Annotated in this window: 24 protein-coding genes; 17 read left to right on the top strand and 7 right to left on the bottom strand. The window is 56.1% G+C overall.

Annotated elements, in window-relative coordinates:
- Window position 1: 1 nt before the first annotated feature.
- The 9 genes from B5F76_RS07115 to B5F76_RS07075 all read left to right on the top strand — a co-directional run bounded on the left by B5F76_RS07115 (window position 2) and on the right by B5F76_RS07075 (window position 9,161).
- Window positions 2-1,357 (top strand): aminotransferase family protein, encoded by a 1,356-nt coding sequence (locus B5F76_RS07115; protein WP_087352736.1) that lies wholly within the window; start codon window positions 2-4, stop codon window positions 1,355-1,357.
- A 139-nt stretch (window positions 1,358-1,496) separates the two neighbouring features.
- Window positions 1,497-2,648 carry a sulfoacetaldehyde reductase gene (sarD, locus tag B5F76_RS07110; protein WP_087352734.1) on the top strand — a complete coding sequence of 384 codons (1,152 nt, stop codon included), beginning with the start codon at window positions 1,497-1,499 and terminating at the stop codon, window positions 2,646-2,648.
- Window positions 2,649-3,066: 418 nt separating this feature from the next.
- Entirely contained in the window at window positions 3,067-3,822 is a 756-nt protein-coding gene (locus tag B5F76_RS07105) for an ABC transporter ATP-binding protein (RefSeq protein ID WP_087352732.1), read from the top strand.
- 57 nt (window positions 3,823-3,879) lie between these two features.
- Window positions 3,880-4,674 carry an ABC transporter permease gene (locus B5F76_RS07100; protein ID WP_087352730.1) on the top strand — a complete coding sequence of 265 codons (795 nt, stop codon included), beginning with the start codon at window positions 3,880-3,882 and terminating at the stop codon, window positions 4,672-4,674.
- A gap of 3 nt (window positions 4,675-4,677) precedes the next feature.
- The gene (locus tag B5F76_RS07095) at window positions 4,678-5,523 is read left to right on the top strand and encodes an ABC transporter permease (protein WP_087352728.1); all 846 of its coding nucleotides are present in this window, start codon (window positions 4,678-4,680) and stop codon (window positions 5,521-5,523) included.
- A gap of 92 nt (window positions 5,524-5,615) precedes the next feature.
- Window positions 5,616-6,383: an ABC transporter ATP-binding protein gene (locus tag B5F76_RS07090; RefSeq protein ID WP_087352726.1), complete on the top strand. Its 768-nt coding sequence runs from the start codon at window positions 5,616-5,618 to the stop codon at window positions 6,381-6,383.
- A gap of 50 nt (window positions 6,384-6,433) precedes the next feature.
- Entirely contained in the window at window positions 6,434-6,823 is a 390-nt protein-coding gene (locus B5F76_RS07085; RefSeq protein WP_087352724.1) for a hypothetical protein, read from the top strand.
- A gap of 66 nt (window positions 6,824-6,889) precedes the next feature.
- Window positions 6,890-7,972 carry an ABC transporter substrate-binding protein gene (locus B5F76_RS07080; RefSeq protein WP_087352722.1) on the top strand — a complete coding sequence of 361 codons (1,083 nt, stop codon included), beginning with the start codon at window positions 6,890-6,892 and terminating at the stop codon, window positions 7,970-7,972.
- Between the two features lie 97 nt (window positions 7,973-8,069).
- Window positions 8,070-9,161, top strand: a complete 1,092-nt coding sequence (locus B5F76_RS07075) for an ABC transporter substrate-binding protein (RefSeq protein WP_087352720.1) — start codon at window positions 8,070-8,072, stop codon at window positions 9,159-9,161.
- A gap of 83 nt (window positions 9,162-9,244) precedes the next feature.
- Here the strand turns inward: B5F76_RS07075 and B5F76_RS07070 are convergent, their stop codons facing one another.
- A complete protein-coding gene (locus tag B5F76_RS07070) occupies window positions 9,245-10,900 on the bottom strand; it encodes an amidohydrolase (RefSeq protein WP_087352717.1) in 1,656 nt (551 codons plus the stop codon).
- A gap of 193 nt (window positions 10,901-11,093) precedes the next feature.
- On the bottom strand, window positions 11,094-12,164 hold the full coding sequence (locus tag B5F76_RS07065) for an ABC transporter substrate-binding protein (protein ID WP_087352715.1): 1,071 nt from the start codon (window positions 12,162-12,164) through the stop codon (window positions 11,094-11,096).
- Between the two features lie 450 nt (window positions 12,165-12,614).
- Here B5F76_RS07065 and B5F76_RS07060 point away from each other — a divergent pair, with 450 nt between their 5' ends.
- From B5F76_RS07060 to B5F76_RS07025, 8 genes are all read left to right on the top strand, one after another.
- Window positions 12,615-13,748: a branched-chain amino acid ABC transporter substrate-binding protein gene (locus B5F76_RS07060; RefSeq protein WP_087352712.1), complete on the top strand. Its 1,134-nt coding sequence runs from the start codon at window positions 12,615-12,617 to the stop codon at window positions 13,746-13,748.
- A 709-nt stretch (window positions 13,749-14,457) separates the two neighbouring features.
- Entirely contained in the window at window positions 14,458-15,591 is a 1,134-nt protein-coding gene (locus B5F76_RS07055) for a branched-chain amino acid ABC transporter substrate-binding protein (RefSeq protein WP_087352710.1), read from the top strand.
- Window positions 15,592-15,659: 68 nt separating this feature from the next.
- The gene (locus B5F76_RS07050) at window positions 15,660-16,571 is read left to right on the top strand and encodes a branched-chain amino acid ABC transporter permease (protein WP_087352708.1); all 912 of its coding nucleotides are present in this window, start codon (window positions 15,660-15,662) and stop codon (window positions 16,569-16,571) included.
- Between the two features lie 4 nt (window positions 16,572-16,575).
- Window positions 16,576-17,790: a high-affinity branched-chain amino acid ABC transporter permease LivM gene (livM, locus tag B5F76_RS07045; protein ID WP_087352706.1), complete on the top strand. Its 1,215-nt coding sequence runs from the start codon at window positions 16,576-16,578 to the stop codon at window positions 17,788-17,790.
- Window positions 17,787-18,572 carry an ABC transporter ATP-binding protein gene (locus tag B5F76_RS07040; RefSeq protein ID WP_087352704.1) on the top strand — a complete coding sequence of 262 codons (786 nt, stop codon included), beginning with the start codon at window positions 17,787-17,789 and terminating at the stop codon, window positions 18,570-18,572. Before livM ends, B5F76_RS07040 begins: the two co-directional genes overlap by 4 nt.
- A complete protein-coding gene (locus tag B5F76_RS07035) occupies window positions 18,565-19,275 on the top strand; it encodes an ABC transporter ATP-binding protein (RefSeq protein ID WP_087352702.1) in 711 nt (236 codons plus the stop codon). The genes B5F76_RS07040 and B5F76_RS07035 overlap by 8 nt, the downstream gene beginning before the upstream one ends.
- Complete coding sequence (locus B5F76_RS07030; protein ID WP_087352699.1) at window positions 19,275-19,778, top strand: GNAT family N-acetyltransferase; 504 nt, start codon at window positions 19,275-19,277, stop codon at window positions 19,776-19,778. The genes B5F76_RS07035 and B5F76_RS07030 overlap by 1 nt, the downstream gene beginning before the upstream one ends.
- A 240-nt stretch (window positions 19,779-20,018) precedes the next feature.
- Window positions 20,019-20,861, top strand: coding sequence for a hypothetical protein (locus B5F76_RS07025; RefSeq protein WP_087352697.1), 843 nt, complete (start codon window positions 20,019-20,021; stop codon window positions 20,859-20,861).
- A gap of 392 nt (window positions 20,862-21,253) precedes the next feature.
- Here the strand turns inward: B5F76_RS07025 and B5F76_RS07015 are convergent, their stop codons facing one another.
- The 5 genes from B5F76_RS07015 to B5F76_RS06995 all read right to left on the bottom strand — a co-directional run bounded on the left by B5F76_RS07015 (window position 21,254) and on the right by B5F76_RS06995 (window position 26,000).
- Window positions 21,254-21,976 carry an ABC transporter ATP-binding protein gene (locus B5F76_RS07015; protein WP_087352748.1) on the bottom strand — a complete coding sequence of 241 codons (723 nt, stop codon included), beginning with the start codon at window positions 21,974-21,976 and terminating at the stop codon, window positions 21,254-21,256.
- Window positions 21,977-22,003: 27 nt separating this feature from the next.
- Window positions 22,004-22,807, bottom strand: a complete 804-nt coding sequence (locus B5F76_RS07010) for an ABC transporter ATP-binding protein (protein WP_204218347.1) — start codon at window positions 22,805-22,807, stop codon at window positions 22,004-22,006.
- Entirely contained in the window at window positions 22,807-23,868 is a 1,062-nt protein-coding gene (locus B5F76_RS07005) for a branched-chain amino acid ABC transporter permease (RefSeq protein ID WP_087352693.1), read from the bottom strand. The genes B5F76_RS07010 and B5F76_RS07005 overlap by 1 nt, the downstream gene beginning before the upstream one ends.
- A complete protein-coding gene (locus B5F76_RS07000; protein WP_087352691.1) occupies window positions 23,868-24,761 on the bottom strand; it encodes a branched-chain amino acid ABC transporter permease in 894 nt (297 codons plus the stop codon). The genes B5F76_RS07005 and B5F76_RS07000 overlap by 1 nt, the downstream gene beginning before the upstream one ends.
- 90 nt (window positions 24,762-24,851) lie before the next feature.
- Complete coding sequence (locus B5F76_RS06995; RefSeq protein WP_087352689.1) at window positions 24,852-26,000, bottom strand: ABC transporter substrate-binding protein; 1,149 nt, start codon at window positions 25,998-26,000, stop codon at window positions 24,852-24,854.
- Window positions 26,001-26,297: the final 297 nt, after the last annotated feature.

Raw genomic sequence — 26,297 nt, 5'->3', positions numbered from 1 at the left:
CATGGACGCGAAAGACTTTGTTGCTCTCGACAAAAAGCACGTGTGGCATCATCTCACTCAGCACAAGGTGTACGAAAACGCAGACCCTGTCATTTTTGTTGAAGGCAAGGGTCCGAGGCTTACGGACATCAACGGCAAACAGTACCTGGACTGCGTGTCCGGCGGTGTTTGGACAGTGAACGTGGGCTACGGCTGCGAGGAAATCGTGGACAAGATGGCCGAACAGCTGAAGAAGTTCAACTACTTCTCCAATGCCAACGGTAACATCCCCACCATTCTGTTCTCCGACAAGCTGATCTCCAAGATGCCTGGCATGAACCGCGTGTATCTGAACAACTCCGGTTCCGAAGCCAATGAAAAGGCCTACAAGATTGTCCGCCAGATAAGCCAGCTCAAGCACGGCGGCAAAAAGAGCAAGATCCTCTTCAGGGATCGCGACTACCATGGCACAACCATCACCTGCCTCTCTTCCTGCGGCCAGTTCGAGCGCAGGAACCAGTACGGTCCCTTCACCCCCGGCTTTGTTGAATTCCCTGACTGCTCTGCCTACCGCCATGGTCTCGAGAACAATCCCGATGCCGGCAAGATCTTTGCAAAACAGCTGGAAGACGTGATCCTGCGCGAGGATCCCGACACTGTCGGCGGCGTCATCATCGAACCCATCACTGCCGGCGGCGGCGTCATTGTTCCCCCGGACGGCTACCTCGAAGAAGTGGGCGCCATCTGCAAGAAGTACGGTATCCTGCTCATTATCGATGAAGTGGTCTGCGGCGTGGGCCGTACAGGCAAGTGGTTCGGCTACCAGCACTGGAACGTGCAGCCCGACATCGTCACCATGGCCAAGGGCGTTGCCTCCGGCTACGCAGCCATCTCCTGCACGGTTACCACCGAGGCTGTCTTCCAGGATTTCATCAACGATCCTGCTGACCGCGACGCCTATTTCCGCGACATTTCCACCTTCGGCGGCTGCACAGCCGGTCCTGCCGCAGGCCTTGCCAACATTGAGTACATCGAAAAGCACAACCTCCTCGGCAACGTTGTCGAAGTGGGCGCCTACCTCATGGATGGCCTCAACGCCCTCAAGGACAAGTATCAGGTCATCGGCGATGTGCGCGGCAAGGGTCTCTTTGCAGGCTTCGAGCTTGTGAAGGATCGCGAAACCCGCGAGCCTGCTCCCGAAAGCGTTGCAGCAGCAGTTGTGGGCCACTGCATGAAGAACGGCGTCATCATCGGCCGCACAGCCCGCTCCTTCCGTGAGCTGAACAACACTGTCTGCCTCGCTCCTGCCCTCATTTCCACCAAGGGCGATATGGACGAGCTTCTGCGCGCCCTCGACGCAGCCCTGGCCTCCCTCTAAACCAATCCGTACCCGGGAGCAGCCCGATACCCCCGGGCTGCTCCCCTCTCCCAAAAATTCCCTTCCTCCGCACGACAAGCCCTGGTGCCTGCAAGGCACCCGGACGCGCAAGCCAGGATATACTATCAGGAGCAGTCCCATGACCTTCGTTCACAATACAGTCAAGCGCATTGTCCACGGCTGTGGGTCCATCAAGGAAGCAGCCAATGAAGCCAAAGCCCTCGGCGGAACCAAAGCCCTTATCGTGACGGATCCGGGTCTTGCCAAACTTGGCGTGCACAAGGTCCTCGAGGAAACCCTCCTTGCCGGAGGCCTGGAAGTCAAGGTCTACGGCGAAGCCGAGCTCGAACCCTCGGTTGACTCCATTGCCCATTGCGCGGACGCTGCCAAGGCTTTCGGCGCAGACATCATTTTCGGCTTTGGTGGCGGCTCTGCCCTGGATACCACCAAGGCCTGCGCTGTACTTCTCACCAACGAGGGCACCATCGACCAGTACTTTGGCATGGGCAAGGTCAAAAATCCCCTGCCGCCCATGATCCTTGTGCCCACCACAGCCGGCACCGGTTCGGAAATGACTTCCATCTCCGTCCTTGCCGACACCAAGAACGGCGGCAAATGGGGTGTTGTGTCGGACTACATGTACGCCACTGCGGTCATCCTCGATCCCGAGCTCACTGTCGGCCTTCCCCCGAGCGTCACGGCAGCCACAGGCATCGACGCCTTTGTGCACGCCATGGAATCCTTCTGCGGCAAGGCTGACACTCCCATTACCAACGCCCTGAATCTTCATGCCATGAAGCTCATAGCCCGCAGCATGCGCCGCGCCTACACCAACGGTCAGGATCTTGCTGCCAGGGCAGACATGCTCTACGCCTCGGCCATTGCCGGCATGGGCTTTTCCAACACCCAGAATGGCATCATCCATGCCGTTGGCACTGCCATCCCGCGCGAATACCACATGCCCCATGGTGTTGCCATTGCCTGTCTTGCTCCCATGTGCATGGCCTTCAACTACATGGCCCGTCCGGAAAAGTACGCAGAGGTGGCCATGATCCTGGGCGAAAAGTACGACACAGACACCCTGGCCCTGGCAGAAAAGGCCTCGCACAGAATGAGCGCCCTTTTGAAAGACATACGCATTGCCGAAGGCCTCAAGCCCTATGGTGTCGAGCGCAAGGATCTGCCCCTTATCGCAGAGCGCGCAGCTGGCAATGCCCGCCTGATTGGCAACAATCCCCGTCCGGCCAATGCAAAACTTATTCTGGAAATGCTTGAGGCATCCTACAACTAAAGTGCAATAGGGGTGCAAGGTCATTCCCTCGCCCCAAAAAGCTTTTTTGGAGGAGAGCCCCTGGCTCTCCTCCCGAAAACGCCCCCCTTCAAAGAGCGCATTCGTCCAGCCAGCCACGAAAATCCGCCACACAAAAATCCTTCCCGCATTGCAAACATTTTCTTGGCATTAGCGCTCTTATCAGTTATTCTTTTTTTCACGAACCCTCACAAAATCCATACAAAAATCCCCTCACAAAGCAATCCGCCTGCACCTTTTAGCACCGGACCTTTCCCCGCACTTTCCGGTGTTTCCGTGAGACAAGTCACCCCCTCCGACTCTCGCCACCACAACTCTAGCCGGCAACAAAGCTTACGCTTTTTTTTCATAGAGCCTCATCAGAACGCATTTGCCTTGCAAACAGGATAAGGAGCAAAACGTGCCTGCAGACTCTCAAAGACGTGCCAAGATAGTTGTGAATAATCTCACAAAACGCTTTGGCGAACTGACCGTTTTGAACGGCATCAATTTCGACATCAAGGAAGGAGAGCTTTTGGCCATTGTGGGCCCCACAGGCTGTGGCAAAACAACCTTTCTGAACTGTATTTCCAAGCTCATGCCGACAACGGAAGGGGAAATCCTTATCGACGGAGAGGAAGCAAATCCGAGAAAGCACAATATTTCCTATGTGTTTCAGGAACCCACATGTCTGCCCTGGCGTACAGTGCGCGAAAACGTGGCCTATGGTATGGAAATCAAGGGTGTCCCCAGGGAAGAGCGCATGGAGCGGGCAGACAAAATCATGGATCTTGTGGGTCTCAGATCCTGTGCGGATCTCTACCCCAACCAGGTATCGGCCAGCATGATGCAGCGTATCGCTGTTTCGCGCGCCTTTGCCGTGAACCCCGATCTTTTGCTCATGGACGAACCATACGGCCAGCTCGATGTCAAACTGCGCTTCTACCTCGAAGACGAGCTCGTCAAACTCTGGCAAAAGCTCAATGCGACGGTTCTTTTTGTGACGCACAACGTGGAAGAGGCTGTCTACATTGCCGAAAGGGTACTCATTCTGAGCAACAAGCCCACCACCATCAAGGCGGAAATTCCCATCAACCTGCCTCGCCCGCGCGACACCATATCTCCCGAATTCGTGGAATTGCGCAAACAGGTCACAGAACTCATCCGCTGGTGGTAAACGCGCAAAAGCTCCGAAGTGAGCATCTGCCACGCCCCTTGTCCGAGAGGAAAAGCCATGGCCTATCAAGAAGTCGTTGTCAAAAAACCGCTGTCACTCATAGTCCTGCCCTACATAAGTCTCATTGTCTTCTTTGCTGTCTGGCAGGGTGTAGTGCAGTTTGGCATAATCCCCAATACCCTGCTTGCCTCCCCCTCGCAGGTAATCACAACCTTCATAGACAAGCTGACCAATGCCAACCCCGACGGCGCGACCATGGGAGCCCACGCCTGGACGAGTATACAGGAAGCCTTCCTGGGCTATCTGCTCTCCCTTCTGGTCGGCATTCCCCTGGGGCTCGCCATGGGCTGGTTCAATGTGGTCGAGGGCCTCTTCCGCCCCATATTCGAGCTTATACGCCCAATCCCTCCCATTGCCTGGATTCCGCTCACGGTGTTCTGGTTTGGCATCGGCCTGACCGGCAAGGTCTTCATCATCTGGATAGCCGGCATAGTACCCTGCGTCATCAACTCCTATGTTGGCGTGCGCATGACAAGCCCTGTTCTCATCCAGATGGCCCGTACCTACGGTGCCAATGACTGGCAGATCTTCTGCCAGCTGTGCATCCCCTCTGCCCTCCCCATGGTCTTCGGTGCCCTGCAGCTCGCCCTCGCCTACTGCTGGACCAACCTCGTTGCAGCCGAACTTCTGGCTGCAGACTCTGGCCTTGGCTTTCTCATCACCATGGGCGGTCGCCTTGGCCGTCCGGACATCATCGTACTGGGCATGATCTGCGTGGGCATCTCGGGAGCCATCATAGGCGCCATCATTGACCACGTGGAAAAGAAGCTTTTGGCAGGTATCAGGAGGTAAGGCATGTCCGGTAATTCCATTGCCAACGAGACCATCAGTCAAAAACGCACCCGGCAGCCCTTCAGCCTCTACCGCTTTTTGACCAACAAATATTTCCTCTACTGCGTTTCCGTTGTCCTCTTCCTCTCCCTCTGGGACTATGTCGCACGGGAAAAAATCTTTCGCGACTCCCTGGCAAGGCCCCTGGAGGTCTGGGATCAGCTCGTTTTGCTCACCCAGATAAAGTTTGCCGGCACCCATCTGTGGGGCCACATCTGGGCAAGCCTGCAGCGCGTCCTCATAGGCTTCGTGCTGGCCTCGGTCGTTGCCATCCCCCTGGGCCTTTTCATGGCCCTCAACAAATACGTCAACGCCATAGTCAAACCCCTGTTCGATCTCTTCAAGCCCATGCCCCCCATTGCCTGGGTGTCCATAGCCATCCTCTGGTTCGGCATAGGCGAAACGTCCAAGGTCTTCATCATCATTATCGGCACCTTCGTGCCCTGCCTGCTCAATGCCTACAACGGTGTCCGCCTTGTTGATCCGGAACTCTACGACGTCATCCGCGTTCTTGGCGGCAAAAGGCGCGACGAGATCATCCACGTCTGCTTCCCGGCTTCCTTCCCGGCCATCTTCGCTGGTCTGCAGATTTCCTTGAGCTCCGCCTGGACCTGCGTGCTGGCAGCAGAGCTCATGAACTCCCGCAACGGCATGGGCTTTCTCATCAAGCGAGGCATGGACACCCACCAGCCCACCCTGGTCTTGGGCGGCATGATCCTCATAGCAGCTGCTGCCTGCATCACCTCGCTTGTCATCACCATGGCCGAACGCAAGCTTTGCCCGTGGCAGCGCAACATAGAAAACCTGTAGGATTGGCAGCAGGATTGGCAATCTGCAACCAACAACCCGCAGGATACTCAGGAGGCGGCGCACAAGACCCGGAGAACGGACGCCGATAAAACATGAGCGACATGAAACTGAAACTGCACTGCTCCAATGTGAGCAAGACCTTTATACAGAAGGGCAACCAGGAAGTGCCAGTCATCCGTGACATCACCATTGACGTGTACGAAAATGAGTTTCTGGTCATTCTGGGCCCTGGTCAGAGCGGCAAATCCACCCTGCTCAAAATCTTTGCGGGACTGGAGGAGCCGGACACGGGCGAGATAACCCTTGATGGCAAGCCAGTAGAGGGCCCAGGTCCAGATCGCGGCATTGTCTTCCAGAGCTACATGCTCTTTGCCTGGAAAAACGTGCGTGACAACGTGGAGCTTGGCCTGAAGCTCAGGGGTATCCCGACAGAGGAACGCCACAGAATAGCGCAGCACTACATAGACCTTGTGGGCCTCACGGGTTTCGAAAAGCACTATCCCCACCAGCTTTCCGGCGGCATGAAGCAGCGTGTCGGCATTGCCAGAGCCTACGCCAACACTCCCAGCATCATGCTTCTGGACGAGCCCTTTGGTCAGCTTGACGCCCAGACTCGCCTTTTCATGCAAAAGGAAACTGCCCGCATCTGGGAACAGGAAAAGAGGACCGTCATCTTCGTCACCAACAACATCGACGAAGCCCTCTACCTCGGAGACCGCATTGTGCTCATGGAAGGAAAGCTCCCTGGCACCATCAAGACCGAATACACTATTGCTCTTCCCCGTCCGCGCGAGCACACGGCCATGGATTTCCTTCGCCTGCGCAAGGAAATCACGGACAACACGGAACTTGTCCTCTAGCCTGTTCTCGGCCGAGGCAAAGATACACGAACCGTGGCAGAGAGGCTTCCATGGATCCGCTCACAATGGCTCTTCTGGTCGGCTTTTTCGGAGCCTGCATTGTCTGGACAGTGACAAGGAACATAGCTTCCTCCCGCATGGGAAAAGGCCCCGCCTCCTGTCGGGCAGAGGAGGGGCATACACCCCATGAGGCCTCGCCCGAAGAGCTTGATGCAGTGTACCGCAAAATCTTCTGGATGCGCGTTCTTGGTCTTGTGCTCTGCATTCTTGCCATACTTGTGCTCTACATGGGACTGAACAGCGGTATTGCCTTTGTTCTTGCCCTTGCAGGATGTCTCACACAGTACGCTTCGTTCCGAATAAGATACAGGTATCTCAGGAAAAGGCACCTTGTTCCAGAGGCAAAAAAGACAGTCTCCCATATAAAAAATGCTTCCTGAGACAATCTCACAAATCAGCATTGAGGTTTTTTCCTCAGCACGACACAGACTAACATGGAGGTTAGTATGCGCATGAAAAGACTCCTGATGGTTCTCCTGATTGCCGTGTTCAGCTTCTCCTTTACCGCAACAGGCGCAAGGGCTGCCGATCTGGTGAAACTCCCCACAGCCTGGATGGACGAACATGAGACCTTCCTCATCTGGTACGCCAAGGAAAAGGGCTGGGACAAGGCTGAAGGCCTCGACATAGACGTCCAGTACTTCAGCTCCGGCATGGACATCCTCAATGCCCTGCCTTCCGGATCCTGGGTCTTTGCCGGCATGGGTGGCGTGCCTGCCATGATGGGCAATCTGCGCTACAGTACCAGCGTCATTGCCATCGGCAACGACGAATCCATGACCAATGCCGTGCTTGTGCGCGCGGATTCCCCCATTGCCAAGGTAAAGGGCTGGAACAAGGACTACCCCGAAGTCTACGGCAGCCCCGAGACCATCAAGGGCAAGACATTCCTGACCACCACCGTTTCCTCCGCCCACTATGCCCTGAGCTCCTGGCTCAAGGTGTTTGGTCTGACCGACGCGGACGTGACCATCAAGAACATGGATCAGGCCCAGGCCCTCGCTGCCTTTGACAACAGCATTGGCGACGGCGTTGCCCTGTGGGCTCCCCATATGTACGCAGGCGAAGCCAAGGGCTGGAAGATCGCAGGCGATCTGCAAAAGTGCAAGGTTGGCAACCCCATCGTTCTCATTGCCGACACGAAGTATGCGGAAGCCAATCCCGAAGTGGTGGCAAAGTTCCTCAGAGTGTATCTGCGCTCAGTAAACATGATGCAGAAGGAACCCCTGGAAAACCTCATCGCCGACTACCAGCGCTTCTTCCTGGAATGGGCCGGCAAGAACTACACAAAGCAGCTCTGCCTCACGGATATGAAGACCCATCCTGTCTTCAATCTCGAACAGCAGCTTGCTCTCTTTGACGACAGCAAGGGAGCCAGCACAGCCCAGCAGTGGCAGGCAGCCATAGCAAAGTTCTTCAACAGCGTCGGCTCCATCAACAATGACGAGCTGGCCAAGGTTGGCAGCGGCACCTATGCCACAGGCAAGTATCTGAAGCTCATCACTGGCCCTATCCCCGGCTACAAGTAGTCCCGGACAAAAGTCCTGCCAACTGAACATCAAGGCGGGGCAAAAGCCGCACGTACGGCTTGAGCCCCGCCTTTGCTGCCTTTCAAGGAGATATGACATGCCCCTGAAACAATGGATTTGTCGCCTGTCAGTCCTCCTCTTGAGCGCCCTTCTCATGACCCAGGCACCCGTTTCGGCAGCTCCCCTGCAGAAAGTGGCCACAGCCTGGATGGGCGAACAGGAGGCCTTCCCCATCTGGTATGCCAAGGAGCAGGGCTGGGACAGGGAAGCAGGCCTTGACGTTAGCATGCTCTATTTCAATTCCGGCATGGACGCTGTAAACACGCTTCCGGCCGGATCCTGGGTGTATGCAGGTGTAGGCTCTGTGCCTGCCCTTTTGGGTGCGCTTCGCTACGACATGTCCGTCATCGCCATTTGCAACGACGAGGCCAGGGCAAACGCAGTCCTTGTTCGTCCCGACTCGCCCATTGCCAGGGCAAAGGGCTACAACAATGAATGCCCCAACGTGCTGGGCAGCCCCGAGACGGTCAAGGGCATAACCGTACTCACTACCACCATTTCCTCTTCCCACTACGCCCTGTCCACCTGGCTTGCGGCACTGGGACTCACGGAAAAGGATGTGACCATCAAGAACATGGAGCAGGCTTCAGCACTGGCTGCCTTCGACTGCGGCATTGGCGATGCCGTTGTGCTCTGGGCTCCGCTCACCTATGTGGGACAAAACCGTGGCTGGCTTGTGGCTTCCACACCGCACAGGACAGGGCACCCTCTTCCCCTCGTCCTTGCTGCCAACAAGACCTATGCCGAAAAGCATCCCGACATCACGACAAAATTCCTGCAGATCTACCAGCGCGGCGTAGAATACATGCGGAACACGCCCATGGACAAGCTTGTGGAAGAGTATTTGCGCTTCTACACGGACTGGGCTGGAGCAGAATACACCGCAGAGCTTGCCAAGCGTGACCTTGCGGCCCACAACATCTACACACTGACTGATCTTGAGGCAGCCTTTGACACAAACAACGGGCCTTCCAGGGTGCAGCAGTGGTTCACCCACCTTGCGGAATTTCTGGAACATTCCGGACGCATCACAAGGCAGGAGCTGAACAAGATTCACGCAAGCGGCTATATAACCAACAAATATATCGGCCTTGCGGCAGAAGAGGCCAGGGCAGGCAAGGCACAATAAGAGCGCCATCAAACAAAGCAGAAAAAAGGTCAGGGGAGAAGGGTCAATGTACCCTTCTCCCCTTCTTTTGCATCATCCCTGCCCTACAGGCTACCGTATTCGACCTTGCCGGCAACCAGGGTTGCTGTCACCCGGATGTCCCTGATTTCCATGGGATCCACGTCACAGGGATTTTTGTCCAGGGCCACGAGATCCGCCATCTTGCCTTTTGCTATGCTGCCCTTGCGCTCTTCCTCGAAACCCTGGCGCGCGGCATGTATGGTCACGGCCTTCAGGGCCTCCAGAACAGGAATCCCCTGCTCCATTCTTCCCAGATCCAGTCCCCCGCTGCTTGTGCGGTTCACGGCTGCCCAGACAAGCCCCAGAGGAGCTATGGGTGTCACATAGGTATCGTTGTGCAGGGTAAAGGGAATACCGCAGCGCAGTGCCGAGCCTGCCGGACTCATGCGCCTTGCACGCTCTGGCCCCATGAAGATGTGGTAGTGGCGGTCTCCCCAGTAGTAGATGTGCGCAGCAAAGAAGGAGGGGACAATGCCGAGTCTTGCCATGCGCTCTATCTGATCATCACGGGCCATCTGGCTGTGGATGATGATGTGGCGGGCATCCCTGCGGGGGTACGCTGCCTGCGCCTTTTCAAGGGCGTCCAGAGCCATGTCTATGGCAGCGTCGCCATTGCAGTGCACTGCAATCTGCACTCCCATGCGATGCAGGTTCTCTATGCGGGACGCAAGATACGCAGGATCGTTGGAGGGATAGCCTCTGTAAGCTTCCTTTCCCTGCGGGCAAATGTGATAGGGTTGCAAAAGATAGCCAGTGTATGCCTGGATGGAGCCATCCGCTGACAGCTTGGAAGCGCCAAGGATGAGTCTCATATCCTTGTCGAGGCTTGTTCCCGAAGGTGCTACGGGAAAGAGCTTTCGGTAGTTGTCGAGGCTTGTGCCCTGAGCCAGGGGATAGAGCACAAGGCGCACCCTGAGATAGCCCTGCTCAAGGGCCTTTCTGGCCTGGGTTATCCACACTGGATCCGCTATCCACCCTTCCTGCGCAGTTGTGCAGCCCTTTGCCAGATACATGGCAGAGCCACAGGCAAGGCTCTGTATAACCTCCTCGTCGCCTGGAGGCGCAACCTTTGAAAGCACAGGGCAGATGCTTGCCTCTATGACGCCCGAAAGAGAGCCGTCCTCCATGCGTCTGAAGACCGTGGTCTCCGTATCCTCGACACTGCTGTCAAGACCAGCCCTTGCAAGGGCCAGCGAATTGGAGGCGGTCACCCACCCAGAGATGTGCTGCAGCACTATGGGGTGGCTGCTGCTTGCTCTGTCCAGATCCAGCCTTGTGGGATGGCGAAGTTCGGCAATATTGGTGTCGTCGTAGCCCCAGCCCACGATCCACTTTCCCGGTCTGGTCCCTTCGGCGCGCAAGGAGAGGAGTTCAACCATATCCTCGATGCTTTTGACCGATCCCAAGGGGGTACTTCGCAGATCCACCCAGGCTGTACGTATGCTTGTGTCAATGAAGTGGCTGTGGGCATCGACAAATCCCGGAAGCAGGGTTTTCCCGCAAAGATCCACAACACGGGTCGCAGGCGTGCGAAATGAAAGCGCGGAGGCAAGGGAACCTGCGGCAAGAATCCGGCCCTGACCCACTGCTACGGCCTCAACCATGGAGGGGTCATCCATGGTCAGAATGGGGCCTCCATGCAAGATGAGTTCTGCTTCGGGCGCATGTTCTGTCTTCATCCAAAATCAGGCGCAGCCCCCGCGTGCAGGGGAAAAGGCGCCTTCCTCCTCTACCATGATGCAAGAAAAAGCAGGGTATCCATTCCCCGGATGCACAAGCATCCAAAGGACGGATACCCAGACAGAAAGGTTCACAGGCAAAAAAGAGCCCATATCGGCAAAAGTCGCAGACGATACCTGCTTTTGCTGATCCCTACTTTTGCTGCTCTTTGAGAAGCTTCAGATACTTTCCTGTGGCGTAGGTTCCATCCTGCACCTTGGCGGCTTCTTCGGGGCTTATGCGTCCCACCTTGGAGAAGAAGGCTGCCACGTCCTGCTGGTGCAGCTGAGCCTGGCTCGGGCCCTTGCTGTCGTCAAAGATGGCTAGCTGCTCGTCAAGCGAATAGACAGGATGTGTCTTCAGATCCATGAGCGCCTGGTTGCGGTTGTAGGGCTTGCCGACAAATTCCAGATAGAAGCGCTGGTATTCGTCCAGAATCGCCTCTGGCGTTGTCTTCTTGAGCATTTCCACGCCACGCATGTAGACGCCAAGGAATTTGGCGACCACATCGGGATGCTCTTCTGCGTACTTTGTGTCGGCAATGAGAACAATCGGGTTGGACTTCTTGCATTTGACAATGTCGCCGGCAAAGACAACGCCACCCTTTTCCTTGATGATGAAGGTATAGGGAGCCCAGATGGCCACACCGTCACCGATATTGTTCTCAAATGCGCCCAAAGCCTGAGCCTGATCCATGTTCTTGATCACGACATCGCTGTCCTTGAGCCCAAGAACGTTCAGCCAGTTGCTCAAAGCGTAGTGCGAGGAGGTAAGGGTCGTCACCAGAAAGGTCTTGCCCTTGACGGTTTCGGGATCGCCGTAGACTTCGGGATAGTCCTTATTCCATCCCTTCACCCTGGCAATGGAGCTGTCCTCGCGCACGACAACGGACGTGCAGTCTTCAGCCTCATTGTTGGCATAGGCAATGATGCTGATGCCGTGGCGCAGATTGCCCAGCATGGCAGGCAGCGCTCCCACTGCTCCAAAAACCCACTCCCCTGCAGGGAGAGCAGTCAGAATGTCCGGACCGGAGCTGAAGAGCTTCATCTCTATGTCCAGACCAGCTTCCTTGTCCCAGCCCTTTTCCTTGGCGTACCAGATGAGGAATGTTTCGTGTTCGTCCAGCCATGCTGTTGGAACCTTCACAAGATCCGCTGCCTGCACGGGCAGGGCCAGCTGGACAAGACACACAAGGGCAGCCACAAAACTTGCAATACGTTTCATACCCAATACCGGCGCCTTTCCCCTCTCTTTATGCTGGGGAAAGGCGCCTTCCTCCTTTCCAGATTTGTTCTGTGTCCTGCGCATTTTGAGGCATGTGTACGCATGCGCAGTGAGTCTTCAACCCCTTGCCGGTTTTCGCTTGCCCCAATGGTGTTTGCGCCAGTACCCAGGCGGATGTGCCTCTTGCGACAGCGCATCCCGTACAGGGTGCGGGCACACCAGGCGTCCAAAAGTTGAAGAAAGTCCGACCTTCCCGAAAATACGGCAAAAAGTTGGCGCCATGGAGGATCCTTACCCTACTTTCGGGCTCTGCGCAAATGACGTTCCTTGCAAGACGACACAGGGCTTGCCAGAACCGGGTTTTGTCGATAGGTTTCGCAACCTTTTGCGTATCAGGCCAAGCCAAATACAACAAAACCTTGCAAAACACGTCCTCTGTGGAGGGATGTCATGAAACGCGTCTTCATTGGTGCCGTGACTGCGGCCCTTCTGAGCCTGGGCGTTTGCGCTCCGCTTCAGGCAGCAGAAACCATCAAAATAGGCGTTGCCGGAGCCCACACCGGTGATCTCGCCTGCTATGGAGTGCCCGGCCTCAATGCAGCCAAGATTGTGGCTGCCAAGGTCAATGCCCAGGGTGGAATACTGGGCAAACAGATCGAACTTGTCATAGGCGACGATCAGTGCAAGCCTGAGCTTGCCACCAATGTGGCTACAAAGCTCATTTCCGATCAGGTGGCGGCTGTCATGGGCCCCATCTGTTCCGGCCCTGCCAAGGCTTCCCTGCCCCTGTACAATGATGCCCACATCATTGCCATGTCTCCCACAGCCACCACCCCGGCTCTTTCCGAAAGCGGCGAAAACCCCATGTTCTTCCGCACCATTGCCAAGAACGATGCTCTGGCGCAGCTGAGCAGCCGCTTCATGCTCGAAAGTCTGAAGGCCAAGAACATAGCCTACGTCCATGACAACGGCGACTACGGCAAGGGCTTTTGCGACACCAACAAGGTTCTTATGGAAGCCGCGGGAACAAAGACAGTTCTTTTCGAGGCTGTCACTCCCGATGCAGTGGATTTGAGCCCAATTGTGCGCAAACTGCGCCACTCAAAGGCAGACATCATCGTCTTTGGCGGCTACCAGCCCCTGGCATCCAAGCTTCTCCAGCAGATGCGCAGAGCCCGCGTGAAGACTCCCATGATTGGCCCTGACAGTCTGAAGGACGATGCCTTCCTGAAGATGGCAGGCCAGGCAGCCGAAGGCGTGTTCACAGCCTACCCCAAGGACACCTCCTTCCTGCCCATCTACAAGGAAGCGCGCCAAGAACACATCGACACCTTCAAGGCCGAGCCCGGTCCTGTGTACTACAATGCCTACAGTGCCATGCTGGCTCTTGTGAACGCCATAAAGGTAGCCGGCACCACAGACACCGACAAGGTTATTGAAGCCCTGCACACCAGCAAGGTCGCCACTCCCGTTGGCGAGCTTGTCTTCAGCAAGAGCGGCGACGCTTCCGGCCTTGCCCTCTCCATCTATACCATCAAGGGTGGAAAGTACGAGGAAACCGACTACAGCCTGACGCTCGACTAGCGCCATCCTTTTTCCGACTTGCGGGGAGAGGGGCTTTTGGCCCTTCTCCCTTTTTTTGTTCCTGCAGGCATTCGAAGGTCGGCTTTTGGTCCACCCTTGTTTCCAGCCAGACAAAAATCACCGCCACGCTTGTGACAAAAAGCACAAAAGCAGAAAACAAATTTTGTTTTCCTTCAATAACGCAGATTCGGGAAAGCACAGCAGATCACATAGTGCCAGATTCCTTTATCATTCACCTGTACAAATGACAAAATCAACATTGAAAAAAGCCTTCAAGAGAGAATGTGTTTCCCGAAAAAAAGATATCTTATTTTGTCAATATTGTGCTTTTATAAATAAAAATATATGCTTTTTTCTAAAAATTGTATGACATATGGTGTGATTTCCTTCGTACAACGCCAAGATAAACACCTTTTGTCGCTTGTGAAAAATTTATCTTAACTCCAAACTGGTCCCGGACAGGGCCAAGACAGTGTTCTCCCTGCGCAAAAGTCTTGCGTAAACATGCGGGTTCAGGCAAAATGTGCAAATACACCTGTTCAGCCTCTCGTATCTGTCGCCCTCAAGGGGAGTGGACAGACGCGCAGGGCAGGCGTGACTTTAGGCGGGCCAAGGCTTGCCATCCTGCGGCTTTGTCCGTAAAATCCGTGACCTTTTGCGAATATCAATCTGCAAATGTTGTCAAAAGCTTCCTTGAAGGAGGGATGTCATGAAACGCGTCTTCCTCGGTGCCGTGGCAGCGGCCCTTCTGAGCCTCGGCCTTGCGGCTCCGCTCCATGCCGCAGACACCATCAAAATCGGCATCGCCGGTGCCCACTCCGGTGACCTTGCCTCCTACGGCGTGCCCAGCCTCAATGCCGCCAAGGTCGTGGTGGCAAAGGCCAACGCCCAGGGCGGCGTGCTCGGCAAACAGATCGAGCTTGTCATCGGCGACGATCAGTGCAAGCCCGAACTTGCCACCAATGTGGCCACAAAGCTCATTTCCGACAAGGTGGCAGTGGTCATGGGCCACATCTGTTCCGGCCCTGCAAAGGCTTCCCTGCCCCTGTACAATGATGCCCACATCGTAGCCATGTCTCCCTCCGCCACCACCCCCGGCCTTTCCGCTGGTGGCGTGAACCCCATGTTCTTCCGCACCATTGCCAAGGACGACGATCAGGCAAAGCTCACCAGCCGCTTTATGCTCGAGAAGCTGAAGGTCAAGAAAGTCGCCTACGTCCATGACAACGGCGACTACGGCAAGGGGTTTTGCGACAACAACCGCACCCTCATGGAAGCTGGCGGCGCCAAGACCGTGCTTTTTGAAGCCATCACCCCCGACGCTGTGGACTTCAGCCCCATCGTGCGCAAGCTGCGCCACGCAAAGGCAGATATCATTGTCTTCGGCGGCTACCAGCCCACTGCCTCCAAGCTTCTCCAGCAGATGCGCCGCGCACGCGTCAACACTGTTGTGATCGGCCCCGACGGCCTGAAGGACGACGCCTTCATCAAGATGGCCGGCGAGGCAGCAGAGGGTGTGTACTGCTCCTACCCCAAGGATACAGCCTCCCTGCCCATCTACAAGGAAGCTCGCCAGGGCCATATAGACATGTTCAATGCCGAGCCCGGCTCCTTCTACTACAATGCCTACAGTGCAATGCTTGCGCTCATCAATGCCATCAAGGAAGCCGGTTCCACCGAGACTGCCAAGATTGTTGAAGCCCTGCACACCAAGAAGGTCTCCACTCCCCTTGGCGACCTTGTCTTCAACAAGAGCGGCGACGCCGCTGGTCTTGCACTCTCCGTCTACCAGATCAAGGGTGGCAAGTTTGTGGAAACCGACTACAGCGTGACGCTCGACTAAACACCTTTTCTTGAAGACGGAAGGGAGATCTGCCCTTCCGTCTTTTTGACCAGGGTCAAGAGACCGGCATGGACTTTCAATACTTTATAGAACTCTTTTTCGGCGGACTGACCAGAGGCAGCATCTATGCGCTCATCGCGCTCGGATACACTCTGGTCTACGGCATTATCGGCCTCATCAACTTCGCGCACGGCGAAATATACATGGTTGGCGCCTTCACGGCCCTGCTGGTTGCAGGGCTTTTGGGCTATCTGGGCTTTCCTGCAGGCGGCATTCTCATCGTAGCCGCCCTGGCAGCCATAGTCTGGACCTCGGCCTACGGCTACACCATGGAAAAGATCGCCTACAAGCCCCTGCGCAATGCTCCGAGACTGAGCCCGCTCATTTCCGCCATCGGCATGTCCACCTTCCTGCAAAACTACGTGCTTCTGGCGCAGACTCCCGACTTTGTGCCCTTCCCCATGCTTTTGCCGGACATTGACTGGCTGCTGGAAAAATTCAACTACGTTCTGGGTCCAAGCGACTTTTTCATCCTGGTTGTGAGCTTTACCACCATGATCGGCCTCATGCTGTGGATACGCTATACGCGTATGGGCAAGGCCATGCGCGCCACTGCCCAGAACCGTACCATGGCAATGCTGCTCGGCATTGACGCAAACCACATCATTTCCGTGACTTTCATCGTGGGCTCCGCTCTGGCAGCCCTTGGTGGCGTGCTCATCGCTTCCCACATGGGACAAATCAACTTTGGCATAGGATTTCTGGCAGGCATGAAGGCCTTCACTGCCGCAGTTCTTGGCGGCATAGGCTCAGTTCCCGGAGCAGTTCTTGGCGGCCTCACCCTGGGCCTTGCCGAATCCTTTACCACAGGCTACGTGGCAGGCAACTACGAGGACGTGCTTGCCTTCTGCCTGCTCATCCTCATCCTCATTTTCAGACCTGACGGCATTCTCGGCAAGCATCAGGTCCAAAAGGTGTAGACCCATGAAACGGATACTGCATGCACTTCTTGCGGCTGTCTGGTTCATGGTGCTCTGCTCGCCCATCATGGGTCTGCAGATCCAGCCGGACAAGTCCGTCATCTTCCTCTGGGAACGTTTGGCAGCCCTTGGCGTTGGCATCTTCTTTGCCTCGCTTTTGTGGCAGTGGTACTTTGCGAGCCAGCGCTCAAGCTTCTCCCTGAAAATGCCCGCTGCCGTGACATCGGTGGCTGCTCTCCTCAAGGAGCCCAAGGCCAGGCGCACAAGCCTTGGCATTCTTGTCGCCTTACTGCTGCTCATCCCCTTCTTGCCCGTGATCGGCAGCATCTACCAGATTTCCATTCTCATTTCGGCGCTCATCTACGTCATGCTGGCCCTGGGCCTCAACATCATTGTTGGCCTTGCTGGACAGCTTGTGCTCGGCTACGCGGCCTTTTATGCCATTGGCGCCTACACCTACGCCCTGCTCACCACCTATTTCGGCTTCGGCTTCTGGATCTGCCTGCCCATTGGCGGTGTGATGACCATCCTCTTTGGCCTGGCCCTGGGCTTTCCGGTGCTGCGTCTGCGCGGCGACTATCTTGCCATCGTCACCCTGGGCTTTGGCGAAATCGTGCGTCTCATGCTCTTGAACTGGGTCTCCGTCACTGGCGGCAGCCACGGCATAAGCAACATTCCCAAACCCGGACTCTTCGGCATTGAGCTCGATATCCAGCAGGCAACGGTCTACCTCTACTACCTGTGCGTGGCAGCTGTCATTGTTGCCATCATCATCATTACGCGCCTCAAGAACTCCCGCGTGGGCCTTGCCCTGCAGGCCCTGCGCGAAGACGAGATAGCCTCCGAGGCCATGGGCATCAATCTGACCAGGGTCAAGCTCTCGGCCTTTGCCTTGAGCTCCGCCTGGGCAGGCTTTGCCGGTGTCTTCTTCGCAGCCAAGACAAGCTTTGTGAACCCTGCGTCCTTCACCTTCATGGAAAGTGCCATGATGCTCTCCATGGTCGTTTTGGGCGGCATGGGCTCCATCACGGGCGTGACCCTTGGCGCGCTCATACTCATTCTCGTGCCCGAATACCTGCGCGCCTTTGCGGACTACCGCATGCTTCTCTTCGGTCTTGTCATGGTGCTCATGATGATCTTCAGGCCCCAGGGCCTTATTACCGGGGAGCGGCGCAAGTATCGCATAAGCGCCCTTGAGGGCAAGGAAGGCGCTGCATGAAACCCGTTCTTGAAGTACACGAGCTGACCCAGGACTTCGGTGGCCTGCGCGCCCTGAACGAGGTCTGTCTCAAGGTGGACGAAAAGGAAATCGTGGCCCTCATCGGACCAAACGGCGCTGGCAAGACTACCTTCTTCAACTGTGTGACAGGTATCTACAGGCCTACTGCCGGCTCCATCAATCTTACAGTGGACGGGGTTACACATAGCCTCATAGGCAAGAAGACGCACGAGATCACGGCCCTTGGCATGGCCAGGACCTTCCAGAACATCCGCCTCTTCAGCCAGATGACTGTTCTTGAAAACGTCATGGTGGGCTGCCACTGCAGAACAAGGGCTGGCATCCTCTCGGCCCTTCTCCGCGACAGGAGAACCAGGGAGGAAGAACAGCAGACCGTTGACAAGAGCTACGATCTTCTGAAGACAGTGGGGCTTGAGCGCCAGTGGGACGAGACTGCCTGCAATCTGCCCTACGGTGACCAAAGGCGCCTTGAAATAGCCAGGGCCCTGGCAACGGATCCGCACATGCTTCTTTTGGACGAGCCTGCTGCCGGCATGAACCCCAACGAGACAAGGGATCTGCGCGAGCTCATCCTTTCCCTGAGGGAGAGGTACTCTCTTTCTGTGCTGCTCATAGAGCACGACATGAGTATGGTCATGTCCCTGTCAGACCGCATCTACGTCATGGAATACGGTTCCCCCATTGCCAGCGGAACGCCTGCCGAAATTCGCAGCAATCCGGACGTCATCAAGGCCTACCTCGGAGAAAGTCGCGATGCTTGAGCTCAAGAACGTCAATACCTACTACGGTGTCATTCAGGCTTTGCGTGACGTGAGCCTGCACGTGGACGAAGGGGAAATCGTGACCCTCATCGGCGCAAACGGCGCAGGAAAGTCCACGACCCTCATGACCATCTGCGGCATACAGCACCCGAGATCCGGCACCATACTCTTCAAGGGCAAGCCCATTCACGAACTTCCTCCGAACGAAATCGTGAAACTTGGCATATCCCAGGTTCCGGAAGGCCGTCTCATCTTCCCTGAGCTGACTGTTGCCGAAAATCTGGATCTTGGCGCCTTTTTGCGCAGGGACAAGGACGGCATAGCAAGCGACATGGAATATGTCTTCTCGCTCTTCCCTATCCTGAAACAGCGCATAGGCCAGGCAGGCGGAACACTTTCCGGTGGTGAGCAACAGATGCTGGCAGTGGGCCGTGCCATCATGGCCCGCCCGAAGCTTCTGCTTCTTGACGAACCATCCCTTGGCCTTGCCCCCATCATCATCCAGCAGATCTTCCAGATCATACAGAAGGTCAACAGCGACGGCACAACTGTCTTTTTGGTGGAACAGAACGCCAACCAGGCTCTGCGCATTGCCCACCGTGGCTATGTCATGGAAAACGGCTGTGTCACCATGGAAGACAGTTCTGCAAACCTCCTTGCTTCCGAAAAGGTGCGCACAGCCTACCTTGGCATGGAGGCCTGATGCTCTGCCTGCGCCACGCGACTCCCGACGATCTTGAGGCAATAGAAGAGCTCGAAACTGTGTCCTTTCCGCCCGAAGAGGCTGCGGACAGGACGCGCCTTCAAGAGCGCCTTGCCATCTATCCGGAATGCTTCTGGCTTCTTTTTGACGAGAAAAAGCTTCTCGCCTATTCCTGCGGCCTTGCGACAGAGTGCAGGGATCTTGCTGACGAGATGTACGCAAATGCCTCCCTGCACGAGAAAAACGGCGCTTGGCAGATGCTCTTCAGTGTCTGCACGGATCCCATGCACAGGGGCGAGGGGCTTGCCCACCATGTCCTTTCAGAAGTGATTGCCGAATCTTGCGCACGCAAGAGGGCTGGCATTGTCCTCACCTGCAAAGAGGCGCTTGTTCCCTTCTACAGGGAATTTGGTTTTGCGGACGAGGGCGTATCGGATTCTACGCATGGGGGACAGGTCTGGCATCAGATGCGCCTTCATCTTGGAGAAAGGAACAAGGCATAGGGCAGGCAAGTTTCGGCAGATCGCGAACTTTTTTGAAGCCAAGGCACAAAAAGGGGCCCCAGACTCTGGCAAAGGCTGTTCTTCCTGTGCTACAAACAAAAACAAATGCATCCTGCTTTTGCCTGATACAAGCAAGAGTGCGTGCAACCAAGCTTGCCTGATTGTCCAGATCGATACCGACCCGCGCTGCATTGTGGGCGTGATCGGTCCTTTTCCCATATCAACAGGGGGGATAAGAACATGCCCATATCCTATGTTGCACCCTCGGCTGCCTGGTTTGCCAAGGCCCCGGAGCCCACAGATCTGCCCACCCCCAATGCCGGAGCCATTCATTTCGATGGTCTCAATGGCGGAAACAGCTTTACCATTCTTGGCGCAGACCAGGCCACTCCTGTAGGCCATGGCTTTTTGTCAGCCGGACGCATCTACACCCACTTTGGCTTTGCGGAACAGCCCAACGCAGGTGAATGGCTCTTCTATCGCGTGACCCTGAACGAAAAGACCATGGTGGTTCATTCCCCAATTCTGGAGGCGGACAAGGTTGTGCTTCCTGTCACTGGTACCTACACCGAACGAGTGATAGAAAATGCCCGCCTTGCCGAAAACGGGGACGAGAACCAGAGCTGGTCCTTCTTCTACACAAGGCCAGACGGCACAGAGTGCGAGCTCATGCAGACGTCCCCCAGAAACTGGCTGAGCGACCAGATACATCCCGTTCTTGTGAACGTCTCGACCTACGAGGACTTTCTTCTGCTTTCCTACTCTCCAAGAGCCGAGGGAGACACGTTCCCGGTCGAGGACTTCCTCTACACCATCGTGGCAAACCGCCAGACTGGCAAGTTCCTGGGACAGGGCATACGTCGTGAATACTATGCCATGTCTTTCCGCTTCGACTCCTACATAGAGCTTGGAACCACAAGCCTTGGTCCTGTTGGCGAACACGACTGGTGGCCGGTGTTCTATCATGACATCTGGCAGCATGCCCTGCACAACACGAAGCAGCCGCTCTGGACATTTGCCGGGCAGGCCATCACTGTCAGCTATCCTACAGGACACGCTGGCCAGCGATTTGTGCTGGACTAGAGAGAACGTCAGTAAGAATTCAAACAATGGGGGAACAGCACGCAAAAGGCGTCTGTTTCCCCTTTTTTGAGCAAACACAAATAGGACAAGTCATGGTTGTGCTGCTGGCCGGCGCATCACATACAGGCAAGACTGTCTGCGCACAACAATTGCTCGAAAAATACAAATACCCCTACCTTTTTTCCATGGATCACCTGAAGATGGGCCTTATTCGCTCAAAGCACATGGCTCTCACCCCAAGGGAACATGGCGTGAACTGTCTGCTCATCGACGACAAGTACGAAATCGATATTGACGTATAGGTCCTGGGATGTCCTCTCCCTGAGGCCAAGAATAAGGCCCTTCTTCCATGTCCGGGAGAAGGGCCACAAAATTGATGAGGGGCAGAATTCCTAGCCGCCAAGGTAGGCTGCGCGCACCTGGGGGTTGGCGAGCAGTTCCTTGCCTGTACCCTCAAGGGCTATGCGTCCCACTTCCAGGATGTAGGCGTAGTCCGCGACATTGAGGGCCGCAAAGGCGTTCTGTTCCACAAGCAGGACAGTCATGCCTGTCTCATGAATGCGTTCGATAATGCTGAAGATTTCCTTGACGAGGAGAGGTGCGAGGCCAAGAGAGGGCTCGTCCAGCATAATGAGATCCGGCTGGCTCATGAGCGCCCTGCCGACAGCAAGCATCTGTTGCTCGCCACCGGACAGTGTTCCGCCCTTTTGCCAGTGACGCTCCTCAAGGCGGGGGAAGAGCTCATAGACGCGCTCGATGTCCTTTTGGATGCCTTCCTTGTCGTTGCGGGAATAGGCCCCGAGCATGAGGTTTTCCTGCACTGTCAGATGGGGAAGGATGCGCCTGCCTTCCGGAGAAAGGCTGATGCCCCTGCGGACCATGTTTTCGGGCTTGAGACCTATGATGGATTCTGCCTTGTCGCCCTGCTTGCGCGAAAAGAGAATGTCGCCTGTCACCTGGCGGTTCAGGCCGGCAATACTGCGGATGATGCTGCTCTTGCCTGCGCCGTTGGCGCCTACAAGGGTTACGATGCTGCCGCGCCTGATGTTCAGATTGACGCCCTGCACAGCGCAGATGCCGCCGTAGTTGACGTACAGATCCTTGATTTCCAACATGATGTCGGGCGTGGACATTATTGCCTCCTAGCTTTCCTTGACGAAGTCATCGCCAAGGTAGGCGCGAATGACCTCCGGGTTTGCCTGGATTTCCGCGGGCTCGCCCTCGGCAATCAGGGCCCCGTATTCCATGACCCAGATGTATTCGCACACACCCATGACAACCTTCATGTCGTGCTCGATAAGCAAAATCGTCAGATCGAATTCGTCGCGAATCTGGCGAATGAAATGCATGAGATCTAGGCTTTCCTGGGGGTTCATGCCTGCTGCCGGCTCGTCCAGCAAAAGAAGCCTTGGTTCTGTGGCAAGGGCCCTGGCAATCTCGAGGCGCCTTTGGGCGCCGTAGGGAAGCGAGCCTGCCTTTTCGTTCTGCATGGAGCCAAGGTCCACCTTGTCCACCAGGGCGCGGGCCTTTTCCCTGATCTCTCCTTCCTCGCGGTAGTAGTTGGGAAGGCCAAGGGCTGCCATCCACCAGGAGCAGTGGCGGCGCACATGACAGCCGACCATGACGTTTTCAAGAACCGTCATCTGACTTGAGAGGCGGATGTTCTGGAAGGTCCTTGCCATGCCGAGCTTGCAGACCTGGTCCGGGCTCTTCTTGCGTATGGACTTGCCAGCGAAGATCACGTCACCCTCTGTGGGTGTGTAAAAGCCGCTCAGAATGTTGAACAGCGTCGTCTTGCCGGCACCGTTGGGACCAATGATACCGCAAATGCTGCCCTTGGGCAGGGCAACGTTCATTTCGTTCACTGCCACGATGCCGCCAAAACGCATGGTGACATTCTGTGCAGAAAGCAGGGCGTCCGTGGGACTGGGAACAGTAAAGCTCATTATCCTTCCCTCCCTGCTGTTCTGGTTGTGAGGCGGCGGAAGAATCTGCCTATTCCATCAATGGTGATTTCCCTGGAGCCCATGATGCCTTCTCTGCGGTAGAGAATGATGGCAAGCAAGAGCACCGAGAAGACCACCATGCGCATGCCAGGGATGCCCGGAATTTCCACAAGGCCGAAGAAGTCCATGGGCTCTTCTATGGCGCGCAGCCACTCAAGCAGCACTGTGATGATACCAGCGCCAAGGATGGAACCCGTCAGGGAACCAAGGCCGCCTGCAACCACATACATGAGCACCTGGAAGGTCAGAAGGAAGTTGAACATCTTGGGGTCGATGGTGGAAAGGTGGCTGCCAAGCAGTGCGCCGCCAACGCCTGCAAAGAAGGCGCCCACGCAAAAGGACATGACCTTGTAGCCAAAGACGTTGATGCCCATAACCTGGGCCGCGATCTCGTTGTCGCGGATGCAGCGCAGAACATTGCCAAAGTTGCCGTAGACAATGCGCGCAATGACCACAAGGGTTATCAGCATCCACACATAGCAGGTCAAGAGTGTCGCTGAATCCGGTATACCCTTGATGCCCAAGGAACCGTTGGTGATGGGTGTGGCATTGGTCAGAAGAACGCGGATGATTTCTGCAAAGCCCAGGGTGGCAATGCCAAGGTAGTCGTCACCCAATCTGAGAGCAGGCACTGCTATGAAGAGGGCAAATATGAAGGCCACAAGGCCACCCAAAATGACTGCAAGCCAGAAGGGCGTGAAAAGATCCGAGAAAGGCCAGATGATGGGTTCCAGAATCCACATCATCTCCTTTTGTTCGGGCGGCAGGATGCACAGGGCTGCCATGTAGGCGCCAAGAGCCATGAATCCGGCGTGCCCGAGGGAGAACATGCCTGTGAATCCGTAGATGAGGTTCAAAGACAGGGCCAGAATGGCGTTGATGAAGAAAAGCTTCAGAATATAGAGCTGGTAGTTGCCCAGGAACATGTCCGCCTGGGTCAGAAACAGCCCGCCCGCGGCCATGAGTGCCAGGCATATGAAGGTAGTACGATTGAACCGCATCAGATCTTCTCCTTCAGATTCTCACCTAGCAGGCCAGTAGGCTTGAAGACGAGCACAAGAACCAGAATGATGAAGGCAAAGGCGTCGCGGTATCCGGACATTTCCGGGAAGAAGGCGATGGACATGATTTCCACGAAACCGAGAATGACACCGCCTATCACTGCGCCCTGAACGGAGCCGATACCGCCAACGACTGCTGCCACAAAGGCTTTCAGACCCGGCATAATGCCCATGTAGGGATGCACCTGGGGGTAACGCAGAGCCCACATGATGCCAGAGGCAGCAGCAAGCGCGGAACCGACCGCGAAGGTAAAGGCAATGATGTTGTCCACACGCACGCCCATAAGCCTTGTTGTCTCGATGTCCTTGGAGATGGCGCGCATGGCAAGGCCAGGTTTCGTGCGGTAGAGAATGTAGAGCAGGCCTGCCACCAGCACGGCAGTCATGACGGGCACAAAGGCCGTGAGCTTCAGGATGCGGATATTGCCCCACTGCCATTCACTGATGAGCCAGTCGGGCTGCAGCACGGGACGGGGCTGGCCGGTAAAGACCACCACAGCCAGGCTTTCTATGAAGAAGGACACGGCAATTGCGGAAATGAGGGCCGAAATGCGCGGAGCCTCGCGCAGGGGTCTGTAGGCCACCCTTTCCACCAAAACGCCCAAAAGGCTTGCGCCACAGACGGCCACGATGGCGGAAACACCCCAGGGCCAGCCAAAGGCGAAGGTCCCGAAGAAGACAAAGTATGCTCCGACCATCAATATGTCGCCGTGGGCGAAGTTGATGAGACGCAAAACGCCGTAGACCATGGTGTAACCAATGGCTATCAGGGCGTAGAGCGACCCCAGTGTCAGCGCATTGAAACAGTGCTGAAGAAACATTTCCAGGCTCATTGAGATCCCCCCAGGAAGTCTTTACGACAATGAGCGAAAGCCGGACATGCCCCCTTTTTGGGGGACATGCCCGGCAAAAGAAGAGAAAGGCTACTTGGGTGTGACTTCGGTGAGGTACACGCGCTGACCGTTGCGGTATTCAATGATACCAACGGGCATTTCTGCGTCGTGGGTCGCGTTGATGGAGAGGCTGCCGAGAGGAGTGGACAGATTCTTGGTCTTGGCGAGAGCCTCTGTGATGGCCTGAGGCTTGTCGGAATTGGCGCGGGTGATGGCGTCAAGAATCAGATAGTAGGCATTGTAGCCAAGGGCAGCGTTGACGTTGGGGTCCTTGCCGGGATTGGCAGCGTACCACACTTCGGTGAACTTCTTGGCTTCGGCGCTCATGTTGGGCATCTTGGCGTCGTAGGGGAAGGTGGTGTGCAGGAAGCCTTCCACAGCCTTGCCGCCGAGCTTCACTGTGTCGGGGTTGTCCATGGCGTCAGCGCCCATGAGGCGGAAGGTGGCGCCGAGTTCGCGGGCCTGCTTCATGATGATGGCGCCTTCGGCAAAGTAGGCGGGCATGAAGACCACATCGGGCTTCTGCTTGATAAGCTCAGTCAGCTGGGCAGTGAAGTCCTGGTCGCCGGAGCTGTACTTGAGGTCAGCGACAATCTCGCCGCCGAGCTTCTTGAAGGAACGCTTGAAGAAGGAGGCAAGACCCACGGCGTAGTCGTTGGTCATGTCCATGAGGATGCCGGCCTTCTTGAAGCCGAGGTTGTTGTAGACATAGGTGGCCGCAGCAGCGCCCTGCCAGGGGTCGATGTAGCACACACGGAAGTAGTACTTCTTGCCCATGGTCACCAGGGGATTGGTGCAGGAAGTACCAACGGCAGGGGTCTTGCCCTTTTCTGCCACCTCGCCGCCGGCCAGAGCCAGGGAGGAGCCATAGGTGCCGATGATGGCGCTGACGTTGTCGCGCTCGATAAGGCGTTTCACGGCATTGCCGGCTTCAACCTTGTCGGACTTGTTGTCCACGACAACAAGCTCAACATCGCGACCGAGGACCTTGGGCATTTCCTTGTGGGCAAGCCTGACGCCGTCGAGCTCAAGCTGGCCGCCAAAGGCGTTCTGTCCCGTAAGAGGCAGGTACACTCCAATTTTGACAGGGCCCTGGTCGGCTGCACCGGCGAAGGGCGCAGCACCAAGGCAAAAACCCGCCATGGCCAGCACGGCCACAAGAGACTTTGCAAATTTCATCTTATCTCCTACTTGCGTAAAAGGTTGGAGAAACGGCGCCGCATACCCCCAAAAAACAACTGCAATCCATCCCCGAGCCGGGGGAAGGCTTTTGCCGCCCGAAAATGCGTTTCGGGTCCAGGTTTGAAGGGGATTGGCCTAAAGATTCGCACAAGAGGCCCTTTCTCTTTGCAGGAAAGGTCTAAGGCGCAAGCCTTGCAAGGGGCAGAGAAGACGCCAGCCAAGTTCCCTGTATACACAAAAGCAAGCAAAAAGTTAAGAAATTGCGAAACAAAAAAAATTTTTCGCACGCTTGTC

This window comes from Desulfovibrio sp. An276, from assembly GCF_002159665.1.
Lineage (GTDB): Bacteria > Desulfobacterota > Desulfovibrionia > Desulfovibrionales > Desulfovibrionaceae > Desulfovibrio > Desulfovibrio faecigallinarum.
This window is presented reverse-complemented; position numbering and strand designations above follow the sequence as displayed.